Source organism: Pelomonas candidula, from assembly GCF_043555985.1.
GTDB lineage: Bacteria > Pseudomonadota > Gammaproteobacteria > Burkholderiales > Burkholderiaceae_C > Pelomonas > Pelomonas candidula.
This window is the reverse complement of record NZ_JBIGIC010000014.1, coordinates 40919-59275: the sequence shown is the minus strand read 5'-3', so window position 1 is coordinate 59275 and position 18357 is coordinate 40919. Positions and strand designations below refer to the sequence as shown.

20 protein-coding genes (1 of these 20 running past the window's edge) are annotated in these 18357 nt (G+C 70.4%); 4 read left to right on the top strand and 16 right to left on the bottom strand.

Annotated features, from left to right (window positions below; translation table 11 throughout):
- Positions 1-37 precede the first annotated feature (37 nt).
- Genes ACG04R_RS23455 through ACG04R_RS23445 form a run of 3 tightly spaced genes read left to right on the top strand, consistent with a single transcriptional unit; the run spans position 38 to position 3178 of the window.
- Positions 38-2317: an FdhF/YdeP family oxidoreductase gene (locus ACG04R_RS23455; RefSeq protein ID WP_394416049.1), complete on the top strand. Its 2280-nt coding sequence runs from the start codon at positions 38-40 to the stop codon at positions 2315-2317.
- Positions 2310-2567: a hypothetical protein gene (locus tag ACG04R_RS23450; protein ID WP_394416048.1), complete on the top strand. Its 258-nt coding sequence runs from the start codon at positions 2310-2312 to the stop codon at positions 2565-2567. The genes ACG04R_RS23455 and ACG04R_RS23450 overlap by 8 nt, the downstream gene beginning before the upstream one ends.
- Positions 2564-3178 (top strand): glutathione S-transferase family protein, encoded by a 615-nt coding sequence (locus tag ACG04R_RS23445; RefSeq protein WP_394416047.1) that lies wholly within the window; start codon positions 2564-2566, stop codon positions 3176-3178. Before ACG04R_RS23450 ends, ACG04R_RS23445 begins: the two co-directional genes overlap by 4 nt.
- A gap of 39 nt (positions 3179-3217) precedes the next feature.
- Here the strand turns inward: ACG04R_RS23445 and ACG04R_RS23440 are convergent, their stop codons facing one another.
- The 14 genes from ACG04R_RS23440 to ACG04R_RS23375 all read right to left on the bottom strand — a co-directional run bounded on the left by ACG04R_RS23440 (position 3218) and on the right by ACG04R_RS23375 (position 16667).
- Positions 3218-3550, bottom strand: coding sequence for a hypothetical protein (locus ACG04R_RS23440; protein ID WP_394416046.1), 333 nt, complete (start codon positions 3548-3550; stop codon positions 3218-3220).
- A 312-nt stretch (positions 3551-3862) separates the two neighbouring features.
- On the bottom strand, positions 3863-4321 hold the full coding sequence (locus tag ACG04R_RS23435) for a DUF6795 domain-containing protein (protein WP_394416045.1): 459 nt from the start codon (positions 4319-4321) through the stop codon (positions 3863-3865).
- 228 nt (positions 4322-4549) lie between these two features.
- Entirely contained in the window at positions 4550-5410 is an 861-nt protein-coding gene (locus ACG04R_RS23430; protein WP_394416044.1) for a hypothetical protein, read from the bottom strand.
- Positions 5411-5414: 4 nt separating this feature from the next.
- Positions 5415-6284, bottom strand: coding sequence for a hypothetical protein (locus tag ACG04R_RS23425; protein WP_394416043.1), 870 nt, complete (start codon positions 6282-6284; stop codon positions 5415-5417).
- 1 nt (position 6285) lies between these two features.
- Positions 6286-6642: a hypothetical protein gene (locus ACG04R_RS23420; RefSeq protein ID WP_394416042.1), complete on the bottom strand. Its 357-nt coding sequence runs from the start codon at positions 6640-6642 to the stop codon at positions 6286-6288.
- A 148-nt stretch (positions 6643-6790) separates the two neighbouring features.
- Positions 6791-8344: a Do family serine endopeptidase gene (locus tag ACG04R_RS23415; RefSeq protein WP_394416041.1), complete on the bottom strand. Its 1554-nt coding sequence runs from the start codon at positions 8342-8344 to the stop codon at positions 6791-6793.
- A 226-nt stretch (positions 8345-8570) separates the two neighbouring features.
- On the bottom strand, positions 8571-8777 hold the full coding sequence (locus tag ACG04R_RS23410) for a hypothetical protein (protein ID WP_394416040.1): 207 nt from the start codon (positions 8775-8777) through the stop codon (positions 8571-8573).
- Positions 8778-8882: 105 nt separating this feature from the next.
- Positions 8883-9896 carry an ABC transporter ATP-binding protein gene (locus tag ACG04R_RS23405; protein ID WP_394416039.1) on the bottom strand — a complete coding sequence of 338 codons (1014 nt, stop codon included), beginning with the start codon at positions 9894-9896 and terminating at the stop codon, positions 8883-8885.
- On the bottom strand, positions 9872-10675 hold the full coding sequence (locus tag ACG04R_RS23400) for an ABC transporter permease subunit (RefSeq protein WP_394416038.1): 804 nt from the start codon (positions 10673-10675) through the stop codon (positions 9872-9874). Before ACG04R_RS23400 ends, ACG04R_RS23405 begins: the two co-directional genes overlap by 25 nt.
- Positions 10672-11499, bottom strand: coding sequence for a hypothetical protein (locus tag ACG04R_RS23395; protein ID WP_394416037.1), 828 nt, complete (start codon positions 11497-11499; stop codon positions 10672-10674). Before ACG04R_RS23395 ends, ACG04R_RS23400 begins: the two co-directional genes overlap by 4 nt.
- Positions 11490-12266 (bottom strand): alkaline phosphatase family protein, encoded by a 777-nt coding sequence (locus ACG04R_RS23390; protein WP_394416036.1) that lies wholly within the window; start codon positions 12264-12266, stop codon positions 11490-11492. The genes ACG04R_RS23395 and ACG04R_RS23390 overlap by 10 nt, the downstream gene beginning before the upstream one ends.
- On the bottom strand, positions 12263-13312 hold the full coding sequence (locus ACG04R_RS23385; protein ID WP_394416035.1) for an ABC transporter substrate-binding protein: 1050 nt from the start codon (positions 13310-13312) through the stop codon (positions 12263-12265). The genes ACG04R_RS23390 and ACG04R_RS23385 overlap by 4 nt, the downstream gene beginning before the upstream one ends.
- A complete protein-coding gene (locus tag ACG04R_RS23380; protein WP_394416034.1) occupies positions 13309-14439 on the bottom strand; it encodes an alkaline phosphatase D family protein in 1131 nt (376 codons plus the stop codon). Before ACG04R_RS23380 ends, ACG04R_RS23385 begins: the two co-directional genes overlap by 4 nt.
- Positions 14439-16667 (bottom strand): TonB-dependent receptor, encoded by a 2229-nt coding sequence (locus ACG04R_RS23375; RefSeq protein WP_394416033.1) that lies wholly within the window; start codon positions 16665-16667, stop codon positions 14439-14441. Before ACG04R_RS23375 ends, ACG04R_RS23380 begins: the two co-directional genes overlap by 1 nt.
- Before the next feature lie 230 nt (positions 16668-16897).
- On the opposite strand from ACG04R_RS23375, the gene ACG04R_RS23370 reads away from it, so the two are divergent.
- Complete coding sequence (locus ACG04R_RS23370; protein WP_394416032.1) at positions 16898-17683, top strand: DeoR/GlpR family DNA-binding transcription regulator; 786 nt, start codon at positions 16898-16900, stop codon at positions 17681-17683.
- A 44-nt stretch (positions 17684-17727) separates the two neighbouring features.
- On the opposite strand, the gene ACG04R_RS23365 is transcribed toward ACG04R_RS23370, so the two are convergent.
- Both ACG04R_RS23365 and ACG04R_RS23360 read right to left on the bottom strand, forming a co-directional pair.
- Entirely contained in the window at positions 17728-18339 is a 612-nt protein-coding gene (locus ACG04R_RS23365; RefSeq protein WP_394416031.1) for a discoidin domain-containing protein, read from the bottom strand.
- Positions 18288-18357, bottom strand: partial view of a PKD domain-containing protein gene (locus ACG04R_RS23360; RefSeq protein ID WP_474103939.1) — the end only. Its footprint extends 2201 nt past the window's final position; 70 of the gene's 2271 nt are visible here — the last part of the coding sequence; its start codon lies off the right edge, out of view — the gene reads right to left on this strand; the stop codon is at positions 18288-18290. Before ACG04R_RS23360 ends, ACG04R_RS23365 begins: the two co-directional genes overlap by 52 nt.

Genomic DNA, 18357 nt, shown 5'->3' with positions numbered 1-18357 from the left:
CCTGCACAAGGCGCGGGGCCTTTTTGCTTGAAGAGCCATGAGCGAACAGAAGATTGAGTTGTACGACGGCCCTGCCGGCGGCTGGGGCGCGCTGAAGAGCGTGGCCCGGACGCTCAACGAGCAGGGCATCGCCGTGAAGGGCGCCAAGACGCTGCTGCATGCCAACCAGGCCGACGGTTTCGACTGCCCCGGCTGCGCCTGGCCCGACCGCGACCACCGCTCGACCTTCGAGTTCTGCGAGAACGGTGCCAAGGCCGTGGCCGCCGAGGCCACCGCGCGGCGCGCGACGCCCGAGGTCATCGGGGCGAAGACGCTGGCCGAGTGGGCCGAGGTGTCGGACTACGAACTGGAGGCCGCCGGGCGGCTGACCGAGCCCATGGTCTACGACGCCGAGACCGACCGCTACCAGCGCACAACCTGGGACGCGGCCTTCGCGCTGATCGCCGCGGAGCTGCAGGCATTGCCCAACCCGAACCAGGCCATCTTCTACACGTCGGGCCGCACCAGCAACGAGGCCGCCTTCCTGTACCAGCTGTTCGTGCGCGAGTACGGCACCAACAACTTCCCCGACTGCTCCAACATGTGCCACGAGCCCAGCGGCTCGGGGCTGCGGCCGACCATCGGCGTGGGCAAGGGCACGGTCACGCTGCACGACTTCGAGCAGGCCGACTGCATCCTCGTCTTTGGCCAGAACCCCGGCACCAACCACCCGCGCATGCTGGGCGAGCTGCGCGCGGCCCGCAAGCGCGGCGCGCGCATCGTCAGCTTCAACCCGCTGCGCGAGCGCGGCCTGGAGCGCTTTGCCGACCCGCAGAACGCGATGGAGATGGCCACGCTGGGCGACTCGCCGATCAGCAGCCACTATTTCCAGCTCAAGGTCGGCGGCGACTTCGCCTTGCTCAAGGGCATGTGCAAGCGCGTCGTCGAGCAGGGCGCGCTGGACCATGCCTTCATCGCCGAACACACGCAGGGTTTCGACGCCTTCATCGCCGACCTGCGCGCGCAGCCGTGGGAGCCGCTCGTCGAGGCCTCGGGCCTGACGCGCGAGCAGATCGAGCAGGCAGCCGACATCTACGCCACCAGCGAGCGCGTCATCGCCTGCTGGGGCATGGGCATCACGCAGCACCGGCACTCGGTGGCGACCATCCAGATGATCGTCAACCTGCTGCTGCTGCGAGGCAACCTCGGCCGCGAAGGCGCCGGCGCCTGCCCGGTGCGCGGCCACAGCAACGTGCAGGGCGACCGCACGATGGGCATCTACGAGAAGCCAGCGGCAGCCTTCCTCGACAAGCTGGGCGAGGTCTTCGGCTTCGAGCCGCCGCGCGAACATGGCGTCGACACCGTCGGCGCCATCCAGGCCATGCTTGACGGCAAAGGCAAGGTCTTCATCGCGATGGGCGGCAACTTCGCCGCCGCCACGCCCGACACGGCCGCCACCTGGCGAGCGCTGCGCCAGTGCGAGCTCACCGTGCACGTGACGACCAAGTTCAACCGCAGCCACGTCGTGCATGGCAGGAAGGCGCTGGTGCTGCCGGTGCTGGGCCGCACCGAGATCGACGTGCAGGCCAGCGGCCCGCAGGGTGTGACGGTGGAGGACTCGATGAGCATGGTGCACCTCTCGTCGGGCATGAATGCGCCGGCCTCCGAGCACCTGATCTCCGAGCCCATGCTGGTCGCGCGCATGGCCACCGCCACGCTGACGAACAGCCGCACGCCGTGGCTGCAGCTCGCCGGTGACTACGCCCTCATCCGCGACAAGATCGAGGCCGTGCTGCCGGACTTCGCCGGCTTCAACGAGAAGATCAAGCAGCCCGGCGGCTTCCGCCTGCGCAACACCGCCAGCGAGCGCGTCTGGACCAACCCCGGCGGCAAGGCTGCGTTCAGCACGCATGCGATGCCGACCGACCTCGCCGTCGAGCGCGTCGCCGAGCGGCAGCGCGATGTGCGCGTGTTCACGCTGACGACGCTGCGCTCGCACGACCAGTACAACACGACCATTTACGGCCACGACGATCGCTACCGCGGCGTCTACGGCCACCGCCGCGTCGTCTTCATCCACGCCGACGACCTGAGGGACCTCGGCATGAAAGCCGGCGACTGGGTGGACATCACCAGCCTGTACGTCAGCGAATCGGGCACGGATGTGCAGCAGCGCCACGCCGAGCGCTTCCTGCTCGTCGAGTACGACATCCCGCGTGGCTGCCTCGCCAGCTACTACCCCGAGACCAATCCGCTGGTGCCGCTGGAGAGCTTCTCGATCACGGCGCGCACGCCCACCAGCAAGTCCATCCCGGTCACGCTGAGCCGGCATGGCTGAGCACGCGCTGCTGCGCCTGCTGCTGGAGCTGGACGAAGGCAGGGGCGTGGCACTGGCGCGGCTGGCCAAGCGGCTGGACGAGCGCGTCAGCGTGCTGCTGCGCGAGGGCACGGCGTTGAGCGCCGCTGTCATCGGCGGCGCGCCCGGCCCAGGCTGGGTGCGGCTGGTCTGCGACGATGCGGGTCGTTGGACCGCCCATCTCACCCCCGCCGGCCGCGAGGCCGCGCAACAACTGACACCCCCGCCATGAAGCTCCTCGGCCGCCTCGCCTCCATCAACGTCCGCAAGGTCATGTGGACTGCCGCCCAACTCGACCTGGACCTCGAACGCGAGGACTGGGGGCCAGGCTTCCGCTCGCCCAAGGAGCCCGAGTACCTCGCGCTGAACCCCAACGGCCTCATCCCCGTCCTCATCGACGGCGACTTCGTGCTGTGGGAGAGCAACAGCATCTGCCGCTACCTCGCCGGCAAGTTCGGTGCGACGACGCTGCTGCCCACCGAGCCGCAGTCGCGCGCCAGGGTCGAGCAATGGATGGACTGGCAGGGCGGCGAGCTGAACAACTCGTGGCGCGTGGCCTTCATGGCCTTGCTGCGCGGCCAGCCGGCCACGCCCGAGGCCATCGAGGCCAGCGTGACCAACTGGAATCGCCACATGACCCTGCTGGACGCGCAGCTCGCGCGCACCGGCGCCTACGTGACGGGCGACGACTTCACGCTGGCCGACGTCGTGCTGGGCCTGTCCGCCCAACGCTGGAAGAACGCGCCGATCACGCGTGCTGAACTGCCTGCCGTGGACGCCTGGTTGCAGCGCCTGAGCACGCGGCCGGGGTTTGCTGACTACGTCGGCAACGGGATGGCTTGAGGGCGCGCCTACTGGGCCTGCCGTGCGGCCTCAGCGCGATCAGCCCACGACTGACAGCGCGAGGTGCGCAGCCGACCGCAACGCAGAGAACAGCAGTTCCAGCACCCAGCGAAGGAACGCGACGGTGATCTGCGTGCCCTGGATCACCGTGCGGCCCAGGAACTTGAAGATCATGCCCACCAGCGTCGTGATGCCGCGGCCGAGCTCGACCGAAGCGTGTACCGCCTGGTTCAACAGCCAGGCGATCTGGTCGAGGATGGTCACGCCGCCGGCGAAGGCCAGGCCCACGGCACCGCCAATCACCTTGCCGGCAGCCTTGAGCAGGTAGGTCAGCACGCGGCCGATCATGTCGATCAGCTTGGCCGAGCCCATCACGAAGCCGCCGGAACCCTGGGCGGCGTTCTCCAGCCACCCCTTGACTTCTCGCTCATCGGGTGCCTTGACTCGAAGGTGCTCCCAGCTCCTTGCAGCAACACCGGGACAGCGACTTGAACATCAGCGCGCCCGACGTGCCGGTGAAGCGAGATGAGCCTCCGACAAGCCGTCGATCTTCAGAGGGGCGGTCTTGGCGATGCTCATCGCCTCCGAAGGCTCGACGCGCAGGGAGCAGACGCCAGAGGCAACGGTCGCAGCCTGACTGGGAGTGTGTGTGTGCTCATGATGGGCTGCCCTCCCTGAGATTTGTTAGTTGAATTCGCAAATGCTCGTGATGTCGCCGTGGGCGGCGAGCTCGGCTTCAAGGCGGCAAGTGATGTTGATGGGCCGCCCGTTGGTCTCGTCGTTGTGGTTGTAGTCGCGCTTGAAGTACGCCCAGGCGTCGTAGCTCTTACCCTGGTACTCGATCGTCATGACCTGCTCGATCACCGGCTCGTGCGGCAGGAAACCGAGCAACGAGCGGCCTTCGATGGCCGGAAAACTGAACTCGCCCGCCGCGTTGGCCACGGTCCGATCAGATCCCTTCTCGTTCTTCCAATGCCAGCTGTAGTTCCTCACCAGCACCGCCCCCGCCGCCGGCTGCCCCTTCAGCAGCACGCGGCCTTTCATCGCTGACCACAACACCATCTTTGCCATTGCCGTTCCTTGCATGAAGCCGAGCACCACCACCACGGCGCCGATGGCTATCCAGAGTCCACGTCGATTCATTGCGCGACACCCCACCGCGTTCGCGACGTCAGGCCATTGTTCAAGCCCTTGATGGTTTGCTTCATCAGGTTCATCGGCCCCCCCCAAGGCCGGTCATGTCGTCGCGACTTCGCCAGCCCTTTCGTTGACGTGGAGGCTTGCGAAGGTCAAGGCGTCGACATTGTCATCGCTCACCCGCTGGACTCCGGATCGCGTGCCTCCTAGAACGGCTTCACTGTTTTTCCGGGGTCATGGCTGCCCGGCGGCCTTCAGCCGCGCGACGATCTGCTGCCCGGCCAGCGTGGCCGCTGCCTGCTGTTCGGGTGTCGGCGGTGTCTTGAACCGCTGCGCGCTGTGAATGGCCAGGGACCGGGCCACGTTGATGCTGTGCGGTTCGTCGGGCTCGTCGCCCAGCTGCTTCACGGCGGCATGGAATCCCAACCGTTCGGCGTCGGTCAGCCCCCAGGCCTCGTCGGCCTCCATGGCGGCGAGCAGACTCATCACGCCGTTGGTCTGGGCGTCGCGTCGCAGCGCGTCGGCCACTTCCTGGCGCTGTGTCGCGGTCAGGCTCGCGGGATCGACGGCACCGGCGTAGGCTGCCGCGGCCAGCGGCACGGAGGCGCGCATGGCCCGTGCGGCCAGCTCCGGCAGCATCGCGCGGTGCTCGGCGGTGACGGTCTGGCAGCGGCGGGCTTCCGCGTCCATCTGGCCCATCAATGCGCCGGCCGCCTGCTGCGGCAGCGTGCCCTGGTCGCGCAACTGCTCGAAGATCTTGCGCCGCTGCTCGTTCGAGGCGCAGTTCTGCAGCCACTGCACCGCCAGCCAGGCGGCGGCGATGTCGTCGCCGGCCAGCGCGCGCTCGATGTGCGGGCCATAGCCCTCGGAGCCGACGGGTGGAGGCGAGGCCGGGGCGTTGATCGCGGGAGGCGCTGCCGAGGCTGGGGCGGCGCTGGCCGGCGCGGCGTGGGGCAGGTTCGATGCCCGGGCGGCCATGGCTGGCCGCTCGGCTGCCGCCGGTACGCCTTCTTCAGGGGCGCGCGTCGCGAAGAGCAGGCCGGCGGCCACGGTGCCGGCGGCGAGCAGGGGCAGCGTCCAGCGAGGCGCGTTCATGCCGTCACCGGGGCATTGCCTTGGCGCGGGCACGCTCCACGATCGCCTGCGCCGCCTGTTTGGCCACGGCCAGTTGTTCGGGTGTTGGCGGTGCCTTGAAGCGGACGATGCCCTGTTCGAGCAGGGTCTTGGCGGTGGTCGTGGCGTCGGGTTGGTCCGGCAGGTTGCCGTAGGCCGTCAGGTAGCCCAGCTTCTCGGCGTCACTGAGCCCCCAGGCCTCGTTTGCAAGCATGGCGCCGAGCAGGCTCAATGCGTCGCCGGCATTGGCGTCGCGGCGCATGGCGTTGGCTACCTCCTGGCGCTGCGCCGGCGTCAGGTCGCCGGGAAAGACGCTCTCGGCATAGGCCGACGCCGCCTCGGGCACGCCGCCGCGCATGGCCCGCGCGGCGAGCTCGGGCAGCATGGCGCGGTGTTGGGCCGTGACGGTCTGGCAGCGGCGCGCTTCGGCGTCGGCCTCGACCATCAACTGCGTCATCAGCTCCGGCGCCACGCCCTGGTTGCGCACGTTCTCGAAGCTGTTGCGTCGCGCCTCGGTGGAGGTGCAGTTGCGCAGCCATTGCACCGCCTCCCAGGCCGCCTGCGCGTCGTTGCCGGCCTGCGCGCGGTCGATGTGCGGGCCGTAGCCTTCGGAGCCGATGCGTGGCGGTGGCGGGGCAGAAGTGGCAGGTCTCGCCGGCAGCGTGGCAGTCAGGATGCCGCTGGCCGCCGTGGTCGCAGCCGACGCGGCCGCGGGCAGGCTCGTCGACGATGCCGGCGCCAGCGGCTGCGGGGCGGGCGGGGGCGGGCCGTCGGCAGGCTCGCGCGCCAAGAGAAGCAGGCCCGCGGCCGCGGCACCGGCGGCCAGCAGGGTCAGCGTCCAGCGCAGAGGTGTCATGTCAGCTCGCGAAGTTGAATCGCACGACAGCCATGCTGAGCGCGAACAGGTAGCCGTAGGCGAAGCGGTCGATGCGCAGCACGGCGTCGCCGCGGCGGGCGCGCCAGCGGCCCAGCAGCGCCATGACCAGGCCGGCGATGACCGGCGTGACGACCAGGTTGAGCAGTCGCGGCCAGCCGTCGCGCATGAGGTGGTGGGGCCAGGCCCACAGGCTCAACGCACCCAGCAAGGCACCCAGCAGCGCGTGGCCAAGCACCGCCAGCCAGACGTTGGGCTGCCTGCGGAACGGGGCGACCAGCGACTGCAGGCCCACTTCCACGAGCACCTCGCCGAGAACCTGGAAGAGCAGTTCGGCCAACAGTTCAAAGAGGATTTCCAGCGCGCGCCCCGTGGTTGATGCGACGGCGCGCAGCCTAGCGCAGCGGGTGGCCGCAGCCGGCGTGAGTTTTCACCCGGCCATAAAAAAGGCGGACCCGCAGGCCCGCCGAAGGTGTGCGCCGAGCCGATCAGCCCAGCCGCACCGGCACGAAAATCTGCTGGCCGTCGCGCGACACGAGCAAGGCGACCTGCTTGGGGTTGCTCTTGAGCGCGGCACGCACCTGCTCCACGTCCTGCACGGGCTTGCCGTTCAGCGCCAGCAACACGTCGCCGGGCTGCACGCCAGCCAGCTGGGACGGGCCGGCCACGCGTTCGATCAGCAGGCCGTGGTCCAGCCCCGAGCCACGCAGCTCCTGCGGCTGCAGCGGGCGCAGTGCCAGGCCCAGCGAGGCGCCTTGCGGTGCGGCGGCGGCTTCCTGTTCGTCCTTGTCGGCATGGCCCAGCGCCACGGTCTCGGTGGTGCGGGACTTGTCGCGCCACAGCTCCAGCTTGAGCTTGTCGCCGGGGCGCGCCAGGCCCACGCGGCTGGAGATGTCACCCGCCACGTGCACCGTCTCGCCGTCGATGGCGGTGATGACGTCGCCCGCCTTCAGGCCGGCCTTGGCTGCGGCGCTGCCCGGCACGACGCTGGACACCAGGGCGCCGTTCGGTGCGTCCAGCCCGAAGGACGCGGCCAGCGGGGCCGACAGGTCCTGCAGCGTCACGCCCAGCCGCGCATGCTCGACCTTGCCGTGCGCGACGATCTGGTCCTTGACCTTCAGCGCCACGTCCACCGGGATGGAGAAGGCCAGGCCCTGGAAGCCGCCGCTCTGCGAGTAGATCTGCGCGTTCACGCCGACGACGCGGCCCGAGGCGTCGAACAGCGGGCCGCCGGAGTTGCCGGGGTTCACGGCCGCGTCGGTCTGGATGAAGGGCACGACGCTCTCGCCCGGCAGCGAGCGGCCCTTGGCGCTGACGATGCCCTGCGTGGCTGTCTGCTCGAAGCCGTAGGGCGCGCCGATGGCCAGCACGTAGTCGCCCACCTGCACCTGCTTGGGGTCACCCAGCTGCACGGTGGGCAGGCCCTTGGCATCGACCTTCAGCACGGCGATGTCCGTGGCGGGGTCGCTGCCCAGCACCTTGGCGGAGAACTCACGGCGGTCGCTGAGCTTGACGGTGACCTGCTTGGCGTCGCGCACGACGTGGGCGTTGGTCAGCACCAGGCCGTCGCTGCTGATGATGAAGCCCGAGCCCTGGCCGCGGAAGGGCTGGGCGCCGGGGTTCATCTGCTGCGGCATGCGCAGGCCGGGGATGCCGCGGAAGAAGCGGAAGAAGGGATCGTCGCCGCCCTGGCCGTTCGAAGCACTGGAGGCGTCGTCGTCCGACTCCATGTTGCCGACCTTGTGCAGGCCGGCCACGGTGATGCCGACGACGGCCGGCCCCTGCGTCTGCACGATGGCGCGGTAGTTGGGCAGCTGGGCGGGTGGCAGCGCGCCGGCGGTGGCCGGTGTTGCCGTCGGCGTGGCCAGGGCCACCGTGGTGGGCGATGCGCTTCCCGACGAGGCATCGGCGGCCGCGGCGGTCGCGGGGGTCTTGCCAAAGCCGGGCAGGGTCCAGCCCGAAGCCGTGGTGGTCAGCGTCACGCCGGCGGCCAGCAGCGCGGCGGCTGCGGCGGTCAGCGACATCTTGGCGGTCTGGGTCATCGAGAACTCCTTGGTCAGGCTGCGGCGCAGCCGATGACGTTGACTCTAGGCAGCGCCGGTGAGGGCTCGATGAGGCGAAGGTGAGGCGAAAGTTAGGACGGTGCCCGCGAGAGCCATGGACGCAGATGGACCGGACAAGACAGAGGCCACTGCCGCTGGCTCCGTTGTCGGAGCGTCGCTTGCAGTGGCCTCGTCGAGCATGGGTGGCGGCTCTGAGCCGCTGGGGTCAGCGCTGTGTCGGTGCCGGCACGGCGCGGGTGGACCACAGCGGCTGGCGTGCCAGCTCGGCCGCGGTCGCATCGTCGGCGGTCACGGCGTACTCGTGGCTGCTGCGCTCCACGAAGTAGGCCGAGCGGTAGCGTTGCAGCAGGTTTCCGAGTGCCTGGCGGGCCTGGGACGTCGGGCCGTTGAAGGTGAGGGTCAGCGTGGTCATGGTCGGGCTTTCGTCAAGGGGCCGGTTTTGTTGGCCGGTGTCTCCTTGAACGTCGGCCCGCCGGCTCGGTTGACGGGCCGGAGTGCTACAGCTTGTGAACGGGCCTCAATCCGGCAGCCACTGCAGCGCCGCCGCGGGCAGCGCGAGGTCCAGCCGCGCGCCGGCTCCGGGTGGGTGCGCGCCGGGCGGCAGGTTCAGCACGAGGGCATGACCGTCCCAGGCCCGCAGCTCGACGCTGGTGTGCTGCAGCCCGGGGTGGGCCGCCACCACGTCGGCAGTGAAGCGCCAGGCGTCGGCCGGTGTGTCAGGCGTGGCGATCTGCAGCGACGCGAGCGGGGCGATCCAGCTGCCGTTGTCGCGGCGCCAGGGTTCGGGCAGCGTACGTGCATCGAGCCGGTTGAAGGCGCCGAGGAAGTCGGCCACGCGCCGCGTGTGCGGGCGCTGCCACAGCTCGGCCGGCGGGCTGCATTGCTCGATGCGGCCGTCGAACATCACGGCCACCTGGTCGGCCAGCTCGAAGGCTTCGTCGCGGTCGTGCGTGACGAGCACGCAGCTCTGGCCCAGCTCGCGCTGCAACTGGCGGAAGGAGCGGCGCAGCGGGATGCGGAAGGATTCGTCCAGCGCCGAGAAGGGCTCGTCCAGCAGCAGCAGCGAAGGACGCGGCGCCAGCGCGCGCGCCAGGGCCACGCGCTGGCGCTGGCCGCCGGAGAGCTGGCCGGGGCGCTTGGCCGCGTGCTCGGCCAGGCCCACCAGCGCCAGCAGTTCGGCGATGCGGGCCTGCTGCGCCGCCGCACTCTCGCCGCGGGCCTGCAGGCCGAAGCCGATGTTGTCCTGCACGCTGAGGTTGGGGAACAGCGCGTAGTGCTGGAAGACGACGCCGATGCCGCGCGCCGTCGTGGGCACCCGGCTGACGTCGCGGCCGTCGAGGTGGACCGTGCCACCGTCCAGGGCCTGCAGGCCGGCGATGGCACGCAGCAGCGTGGTCTTGCCGCAGCCCGAGCCGCCCAGCAGGGCCAGCACCTGGCCGCGGGGCAGGTCGAGATCGATGCCTTGCAGGATGGCCCGGCCGCCAAGGGCCAGGTGGGCCTGGTGGATCAGGAGCGCGCTGGGGTTCGCCATGAGGTGAGCAGATGCACGAGGATGCCGAGCAGGGTGACGATGGCGAGGCTGACGACGATCAGCGCCGCCGCGAGGTGGCCGTTGGCGCCGCGCAGGCCGTTGACGAGGGGCTGCAGCAGCTCCAGCGAGCCGGCCAGCAGCAGGTTGGCGATGGCGAACTCCATGGCCGCCGTCGTCCAGGCCAGCAGCCCGGCCGCCGCGAAGGCCGGCAGCAGCAGCGGCAGCAGCACGCGGCGCAGCAGCAGGCCGTCGGAGGCACCCAGCGTGCGGCTGGCGTCGATCAGCGGCCGGGCGTCCAACTGCTGCAGTGCGGCGGACAGCGTCTGGTGCACCAGCGGAAACAGCAGCGCGGCCAGCAGGCCGACGTAGACGGCGCGCAGGTCCAGCACATCGCCCCAGCGGCCGACGAACAGGTCCAGCGCGCCGATGGCGACGACGACCGGCGGGATGGCGTAGGGCAGCAGGGCCAGCGCATCAAGCAGGGCCTTGAGCCGCGGTGACGCGAGATGGCCGGCCAGGCTGGCCGCGCCGCCCAGCACCACGGCCAGCGCGGCGGCGGCGCCGGAGATCCAGACCGAGTTCCACGCGGCGGTGCGCACGTGCTCGTCGGCGGCCAGCCCGGCCAGCCAGTGCCAGGTGGCGCCTTGCGGCAGCAGGCCCTGGTCCCAGCGCTCGCTGAAGGCGTAGGCCGCCACGGCCAGCGGCGGCAGCAGCACGAGCAGCGCCGCGGCCCAGAAGGCGATGGCGGGCAGGCGCCAGGGGCGGTTGAGCGCCTTCATGCCGAACGCCTCAGCCGTGCTGACCACCAGCGGCCGCCGGCGATGACGGTGAGCAGCAGCACGGCCATCACCAGCGACAGGGCGGTGGCCAGCTCGGGCTGCGAAAAGATGTCGCCGCTGACGGCCGCGGCGATGCGCACGGCCAGCACGGGGCTGGCCGTGCCGGCCAGCGCGAAGGGCGTGGCGTAGGCGGCGGCCGCGTTGGCGAACAGCAGGCTGGCCGTCTCGACGAGGCTGGGTGCCAGCAGCGGCAGGCCCACGCGGCGCCAGAAGGCGGCGGGCCGGGCGCCGAGCGTGGCGGCGGCTTCGGCGAGCGCGGGGTCCAGCAGGCGCACCGGTGCGATCAGCAGCGCCACGGCCAGCGGCACCTGGAAAGCGGTGAAGGCCAGCAGCAGGCCGGCATCGCTGTTCAGGTCCCAGCTCTGCAGCAGGCCGGCGTCGCGAGCGATGGTGGTCAGCACGCCCTGGCTGCCGAGCAGCAGCGTGAGCGACAGGGCCAGCGGCACGCCGGCGAAGTTGGCGCCCAGGCCGGCCAGCACGGCGACCGGCTTCTCCCAGCGCGGGTGGGCGACGAGGTGCAGCGCGGCGCCCAGACCCAGCACCAGGCCCAGCGCCGTCGATGCCGCCGACAACAACACGGTGCGCGCGATGGCGTCGATGTAGAAGCGGTCGGCCCACAGTTCGTGCAGCGCGCATTCGCTGCCGCTGACGCAGGCACGCAGCAGGTCGACGCTGCGCCAGCCGAACGGCAGCAGCAGCGCCGCGGCCATCAGCAGGAGCAGAGGCCCGGCGGCGAGCCAGGCGCGGGCCGGGGTCAGCTGCATCCGAGGCGCCGCGCGACGAAGCCGCGGAGGCCAGTCTGCGTCGTGGGCCAGCCGGCCGGGGCCTCGGCGCCGCCGGTGTGCGGCAGCCAGACCAGCGGCACGTCGCGCTCGACGGGCAGCGGGCCGCCGTGCCAGTGGTCAGCGTGCATGCCGTGGTCGCTGGTCAGCAGCAGGTCGTAGCCGGCGGCATGCCAGCGCGGCAGCGCCTGGGCCAGCACCATGTCGAGCTTGCGTGCGGCCATCGAGTAGCCGGTGGACTCGCCGCCGTGGCGGTGGCCGGCCAGGTCCAGCCCCATCGGGTGGACGAGCAGAAAGTCGGGCGACTGTGCCAGGCGCATGGCCTCGGCGTCGGCCAGCAGGTGGGAGTCGGGATAGTCGTCCTCCCAGTACCAGCGAGCGGCCTCGATGCCGAGCTGGGGCAGGGCGGTCTCGCGGTGCGCCAGCGGGTCGAAGACGGCGCCCGTCAGCAGCTCGAAGACCCAGTGATAGGCCGCGACGGCCGACGTACGGCCGGCGGCGGCGAGGTCGTCGAAGACCGTGTCGCCACAGCGCTGGCCAGCCTGGCTGTTGCCGAGGATGCCGTGGTCCAGCGGCGTGCGGCCGTTCAGCACGGTGGCGTAGAGCGGGCGCGACAGGCTGGGCAGCTCGCAGCGCAGCGTGCTCCAGTGCGCGCGGCCGGCCTCGTTCAGGGCCTGGACGTAGCCGAGGTAGTCGCGCGCCGTGTCGGCACGCAGGCCGTCGACGAGGAGGAGGACGAGCTTGTTCATGCGCCGAGGACTTCCCGTTGCCAGGCGCGCGGCAGCTTCTTGACCTCTTCGGTCCACAGCTGCGGCTTGAGCGCGCGGGCGGCCGCGTACTGCGCCGCCGGCAGCAGCTTCTTCTTCACGTCGTCGGGCAGGGCCAGGTGATCCACGCGAATGGGTCGCGCGTTGCCGCGGGCGAGGTTGAGCTGGCCGGCGTCGCTGAAGATGTACTCGCGCGCCAGGTTGCCGGCGTTGGGGCGCTTGGAGTAGGTGTTCAGCAGCGTCGTGTAGCCGCTGGTGATGGAGCCATCGCCGGGGATCAGCACTTCGTAGTCGGCCGCGTTGGGCAGCTTGTCGCGGTAGCTCAGTGCGTTGAAGTCCCACAGCAGGAAGACCTCGGCCTCGCCGCGCTCCATCAGCGCGGGCGACGGGTCGGTGGACAGCAGCTTGCGCGCCTTGGCGAGTTGGGCGAAGGCCTGCAGCGCGGGCTGCAGCTTCGTCTCGTCGCCGCCCAGCGCGTGGGCCGCGGCCAGCACGGCCGCGTTGGCCTGGGCCGCGCGGCCGACGGCGCCGACCATCACGCGCGGTGCCGCCGCGAACAGCGCCTTCCAGCTGCGCGGCACGTCCTTCAGCAGCCGCTTGTTGACGGCGAAGGCGATGGTGCCGGTGTAGGCCAGCGCCCAGTGGCCGTCGGCGTCCTTGGCCCAGTCGGGCACCTGGGCCCAGGTGGTGGGCTTGTAGGCGCGCGTGATGCCGCGGGCCTTGGCGATGGCGCCGAACTCGAAGCCGACGTCGCCGATGTCGATGCTCGCGTTGGCGCGCTCGGCCTCGATCTTGGCGATCTCCTCGGCGCTGGTCATGTCGGTGTCGACATGGGCGAGGCCGTACAGCCGCTGCAGGTCGGCCCAGGTGGCGCGCCAGTTGGCCCAGTCGTCGGGCATGCCGACGCTGGCGACGCGGCCCTCGGCGCGCGCGGCGGCCACGAGGTTGGCCGGCTGCGCACCGGCGAGCGGCGCGAGGCCGGCACCGGCCAGGCCGGCGAGGAGTTCACGGCGGGTGAGAGTGCTCATGCCTTGCTGGGAAAGCGGAGTTGGTCGAGGTTCAGGCGGTGTTGCAGGCGGGTCTCGCCCTTCACGTCGCGGATGCTGAGGGTCAGCGCCGGTACGGGGCCGGAGAAGTCCAGGTCGACGAGGCCGAAGTTGATGTCAGCATAGACCCCGCCCACGCGGCGCGCGTTGGGGGTCGGGATGTCCCAGACCTCGGTCAGGCCGCTGGAGGTGAGGTCCCACAGCGGGTAGCAGGCGGGGGTGTCCCAGCGCGACAGGTCGGCGTAGTGCATGTCGCCGCTGACGACGACGACGCCTTCGGCCCGCTTCTCGCGGATCAGGTCGACGAGGCGCTGGCGTTCGAGCGGGAAGTTGTTCCAGCCCTCCCAGCCCGTGCCTTCGGCAGCCAGCTGCACGCTGGAGCAGAGGATGCGCACGTCGGCCGGCTCGGCCAGGCGCTCGGCCAGCCAGGCCCACTGCGCCTCGCCCAGCAGCGTGGCGGCGGGGTCGAGATTGGGCACGTACCAGCCCTTCATCGGGCCGCCGCCGAGCTTGGCCTTCGTATACATCGCCACGTAGCCCTGCTTCAGCGCGGGGTCGGCGACGAGCGACGTGCGGTTGAAGCGCAGGTCCAGCATCAGCACCTGCACCGTGCGGCCGCCGCGCTCGATGCGGTAGGCCTCGTAGACGCCCGGTCGCGTGCGGCGCGGCGAGTCGGCGGGCTCGCCCCATTCGTCGCAGAACAGCTGCTGCGACAGGGCCTTCAGCGGGTAGTCGCCGCCCACGTCGTCATCGCCGAAGTCGTGGTCGTCCCAGATCGCGAGGTGGGGCACGTCGCGGCGGAAGGACTGCAGCGCTTCGACGCGGCGGAACTCGGCGTAGCGCTGGCGCAGCGTGTCGGCGTCCTGCGCGTCGGCGTACAGGTTGTCGCCGAGGAAGAGGAACAGCTCCGGCCGCGCGGCCCGCACCGCCGCCCAGATGGGCTGCGGCTTGGACTGCTTGGCGCAGGAGCCGAAAGCGATGCGCAGGTGCTGCGCGTCGGCGGGCGCTCCGAGCGCCAGCGGGCGCGAGCCCGCCTGGGCGCTCACGCCCACCGCCGCCAGCCCGGCGGCCAGCACGAGCTGGCGCCGGTCGAGCTGGGCGGGGGCCATCAGAGCTTGCCGGTGAAGGTCACGAAGAACTGGCGCGGTGCGCCGGTCAGCAGCGTCTGGCTGTCGCCGCTGTTGCCGAAGCCGTTGCTGCCCACCGTGGAGATGTACTTCTTGTCGCCCAGGTTGGTCACGCCCACCTGAACGCTGCCTTCGGACAGGAAGCCCAGCGACTTGGCGCGCAGGCCGCCGCTCAGGTTGAACAGCGTGCGGCCGGACACCGCGGCGTCGTTCAGGTAGCTGTAGTAGCGCTTGGACATGTAGTCGGCGCCGAGGTTGCCGAACCACTGGCCGTCGTCGTAGCTGAGGATGCTCTTGACCATCTGGTCGGGCGCGTCGACGACATGCTTGCCGGCGGTGGCCACGGTGACGGGGTTGTTGCTCGCGTCCTTGCTGACGACGTTGTCGCGGTAGGTCGAGTTGCTCAGGCTCAGGCTGTTGTACCAGCTCACGCCCGGCATCAGGCGCAGCGACAGCGCGGCTTCCAGGCCCTTGGTGCGCACGCCGCCCACGTTGCTCAGCACGGTGGGGTTGCCCTGGATGCCGGAACCTTGCGTCACGCCCAGCAGGCGGTCCTTGAAGTTGACGAGGTAGGCAGTGACGGCAGCTTCGTAGAGCTTGCTGCTGGTGCGCCAGCCGGCTTCGAAGTTGTCCGACGTTTCAGGGCGCAGCGAGCCCTTGATCGCGTCGAAGCCGGTCTGCGTCGTCGCGAACGGCGTCGTACCGGTGGCGGCGCCCTGGTAGGCGCGCATGTTGCGCGACACGCTGGCGAACAGCTCGTCGCTGCGGCTGAGGCGGTAGTTCAGGCCCACCTGCGGCAGGAAGCCCTTGCTGGCCGTGATGCTGCCCACCGGACCGGTGCCGACCTGGCGCTCGGCGTCGATCTTGGCGCGCAGGGACTTGAAGCCGGCACCCAGCGTCAGGTCTTGCGTGAGGGCATAGGTGTCGGACAGCGAGAACTGGTCCGTCTTGGTGTGGAAGGTGTACTGCCACTGCGTCGCGAACGGGTTGCTCGGGAAGCTGTAGACGTCCGGAATGGCGTTGGCGCTGACGGCGTAGAAGCGGCGGGCCTGGTCGAAGTCGTTGCTCTCGTGCCAGACCGAGGCGCGCAGCTGGTGGCCGGCGATCTCGTAGTCCAGCGTGGCGGTCAGGCCGTCGCGCTTGATGCCGTACTCGGTCGTGCGCAGCGAGATGGGCGTGCCGTCGGGCGACGCCACGTAGGGCGTGAACCACAGGCCGCGGCCGTCGTTCTTGTGGTGGTAGACGGTGGTCTTCAGGCTGAGCTTGTCGGCCAGCTTGGCGTCCAGCGTCACGCCGGCCAGCGTGTCCTTGCGCAGGCCGGAGCCGGCGTAGTAGGCGTCGTCCATGCTGGTCTCGCCGTGGGTCCAGACGCCCTTGGCCGACTGCAGCGCGGCGTTGAAGTCGGGGTAATAGTTGTCCCAGTTGTAGCCCAGGCGCTTGATCATCTCCAGCGACATGTCCTGGTAGTCGACTTCGCGACGGTTGGACGTGTTGATGAAGGCCGACAGGCGGTTTTCGCCGAAGTCCTTCACGTACTTCAGGTTGAACTGGTCCTGACGCTGCTCGCCTGCGCCGCGCCACTTGTCGGCCTGCTGGTGGGTGTAGCTGGCGTAGATAGCGCCAAGGTCGGACTGGCCGCTGTCCAGGCGCACGAAGGTGCGGTGGTTGCTGTCGCTGCCCAGCGTCTGCGAGGCCTGCAGGCCGAAGGCCTTGGCCGGGTCGGATGAGTAGAACTGCAGCGTGCCGCCGAGGTTGCTGGACGAGGGCGTGTCCAGCGAGCCGGTGCCTTGCGACAGGTCGGCGCGGGCGACGTTCTCGCTGCTGATGGCGCGGCTGATGTGCAGGCCGTTGAGGTTGCCGTAGCTCATGTCGCCCAGCGGCACGCCGTCCAGCGTGAAGCCCAGCTGGTTCTGCGAGAAGGCGCGCACCGTGAAGCGGGTGGACCACTCGTAGTTGCCCAGCGGGTCGGCCGACTGGAAGTTGACGCCGGGCAGGCGCGACACGGTGGCCAGCGGGCTCTGGCCGACGGCGGCAGCAGCCTCGAAGTCGGCCTTGGTCAGGCCCTGCACGGAGCGGATCTGGCCGCGGCCCTGTGTGACCGTGACGCGTTCGAGCTCGGTGGTCTCGCTGGTCTGGGCCAGCGCCGGCAGGGTGAAGGCCAGGCCCAGCAGGGCGGCCAGGGGGGTGAGGGCGTGAACTGCAGATCGCATGATGTGGGGCGCGTTGCGCGTGTGGAGGCTGCGGATGCCGCCCTCGGGGATGACCCGAAGGCGGCTGTGTGACGCGCCGCAATGTCACAAAAATCCACGACAGTTCTGCGACAACTCGGTGTCTGTGACCTGATTTCCACGGATTTCCACATCCAGCCTCAGATTCACACAATCGCCACGCAGCTCTGGCCCACTCCGGCCGCGCTCCTCCTTACTGTCCCTTGCCGCTCATGTGGGTTGCCGAACGACACCGCCGCATCCTGGACCTGCTCCAGACCCATCACCGCCTGACGACCGAACACTTCGCCGAGGCGCTGGGCGTGTCCCGCGAGACCGTGCGGCGTGACCTCATCGAACTGGAGCGCTCGGGCCAGCTGGCGCGCGTGCATGGCGGCGCGGTGCCACCTGCCGCGGCGCCGGCCGTGCCGCCCGAGCCGGCCTACCTGGAGCGCACCGGCCTTCGGCAACTGCAGAAGCGCCACATCGCCCGCCTCGCCGCGGCGCTGATCCAGCCGGGCCAGGCCTGCTTCCTGGACGCCGGCTCGACGACGCTGGCGCTGGCCGACGAACTGGCGCCGCGCGAGGGGCTGATCGTCATCACCAACTCGCTGGACGCCGCGACCGTTCTGGCCCGCAACGCACGCCACGAGGTGCACCTGCTGGGCGGGCGGCTGGAGACCGACGTGCCGGCCACCTACGGCGAGCAGACCGTCGCCGAGATCGGCCGGCTGCAGGTCGACTGGGCGCTGGTGTCGCCGGTGGGCTTCGACGCCATCAACGGCGCAATGGACTACCTCTGGAACGAGGCCACCGTGGCCCGCGCGATGCTGTCCCGCGCGCGCCAGCGTGTCGTGCTGGCGGACGCCAGCAAGCTGGGCCAGGCCAGCCGCATCCAGATCTGCCCGACGGCCGAGGTGGACGTGCTGGTGACCGATGCCGACGCGGATGCGCGCGTGCTGGAGTCACTGGCGGCCGCGGGCGTGAAGCGTGTGCTGGGAGGCGCGGCGGCGGCGTGACCGCCCGCGCGGGCCGGGCGCCTACGGCGACCCGGCCGTCTTGATCATTGCGGCGCGGTCCAGGCCTCCACCTCGGCAATGCGCGAGAGGCTGTACATGGCGCTGTTGACCAGGATGCGGATGCGCTGCGTCGTGATGGGGGAGAAGGTGAACTGGCGCCACACCTTGTTGTTGCCGATGACGTTGCCGCCCGGCACATCCACCCACTTGGCGCCATCCCAGTACTGCACCTCGAAATGCGTGATGCCGTACTGGCTGAACGTCATGGCCAGCGTCGGTGTCGAGGGCGAGTAGGCGTTGTCCTGCAGCGTGAACACATCGATCTCGGCGATCGTCTGCGTGCCGTTGAAGTCGATCTGCACCCAGTCCGGGAAGGCGTTCGAAGTCGCATCCGCCCAGGCGCCGCCAGCGCCCCAGTTCAGTCCGAGCCGGTCGCCGTTGTTGACGGCGCTGGCGGGGAACCGCGAGTCGAACGTACTGGACGCCGTGGCGACGCCACCGTTGGCGGCCGCGGCGACATTGATGGCCGCGCCGCCCGTCGTCGCTGCCGTGATCACCACCGTCTGCGTCGTGCTGTTGGTGAGGCCGCCCGCGTCGGTCACCGTCAGCGTGACCGTGTAGCTGCCCGCGGCGCTGTAGGTCTTGGTGGCCGACACGCCGCTGGCGCTCGTGCC

Bases quoted from the DNA above. Each gene is read 5' to 3' on its own strand.
- ACG04R_RS23445 (WP_394416047.1), top strand. From the start codon at position 2,564: ATGAAGCTCCTCGGCCGCCTCGCCTCCATCAACGTCCGCAAGGTCATG.
- ACG04R_RS23395 (WP_394416037.1), bottom strand. From the start codon at position 11,499: ATGCAGCTGACCCCGGCCCGCGCCTGGCTCGCCGCCGGGCCTCTGCTC.
- ACG04R_RS23400 (WP_394416038.1), bottom strand. From the start codon at position 10,675: ATGAAGGCGCTCAACCGCCCCTGGCGCCTGCCCGCCATCGCCTTCTGG.
- ACG04R_RS23440 (WP_394416046.1), bottom strand. From the start codon at position 3,550: ATGGGCTCGGCCAAGCTGATCGACATGATCGGCCGCGTGCTGACCTAC.
- ACG04R_RS23425 (WP_394416043.1), bottom strand. From the start codon at position 6,284: ATGACACCTCTGCGCTGGACGCTGACCCTGCTGGCCGCCGGTGCCGCG.
- ACG04R_RS23410 (WP_394416040.1), bottom strand. From the start codon at position 8,777: ATGACCACGCTGACCCTCACCTTCAACGGCCCGACGTCCCAGGCCCGC.
- ACG04R_RS23435 (WP_394416045.1), bottom strand. From the start codon at position 4,321: ATGAATCGACGTGGACTCTGGATAGCCATCGGCGCCGTGGTGGTGGTG.
- ACG04R_RS23385 (WP_394416035.1), bottom strand. From the start codon at position 13,312: ATGAGCACTCTCACCCGCCGTGAACTCCTCGCCGGCCTGGCCGGTGCC.
- ACG04R_RS23430 (WP_394416044.1), bottom strand. From the start codon at position 5,410: ATGAACGCGCCTCGCTGGACGCTGCCCCTGCTCGCCGCCGGCACCGTG.
- ACG04R_RS23370 (WP_394416032.1), top strand. From the start codon at position 16,898: ATGTGGGTTGCCGAACGACACCGCCGCATCCTGGACCTGCTCCAGACC.
- ACG04R_RS23405 (WP_394416039.1), bottom strand. From the start codon at position 9,896: ATGGCGAACCCCAGCGCGCTCCTGATCCACCAGGCCCACCTGGCCCTT.
- ACG04R_RS23375 (WP_394416033.1), bottom strand. From the start codon at position 16,667: ATGCGATCTGCAGTTCACGCCCTCACCCCCCTGGCCGCCCTGCTGGGC.
- ACG04R_RS23390 (WP_394416036.1), bottom strand. From the start codon at position 12,266: ATGAACAAGCTCGTCCTCCTCCTCGTCGACGGCCTGCGTGCCGACACG.
- ACG04R_RS23455 (WP_394416049.1), top strand. From the start codon at position 38: ATGAGCGAACAGAAGATTGAGTTGTACGACGGCCCTGCCGGCGGCTGG.
- ACG04R_RS23450 (WP_394416048.1), top strand. From the start codon at position 2,310: ATGGCTGAGCACGCGCTGCTGCGCCTGCTGCTGGAGCTGGACGAAGGC.
- ACG04R_RS23415 (WP_394416041.1), bottom strand. From the start codon at position 8,344: ATGACCCAGACCGCCAAGATGTCGCTGACCGCCGCAGCCGCCGCGCTG.
- ACG04R_RS23380 (WP_394416034.1), bottom strand. From the start codon at position 14,439: ATGGCCCCCGCCCAGCTCGACCGGCGCCAGCTCGTGCTGGCCGCCGGG.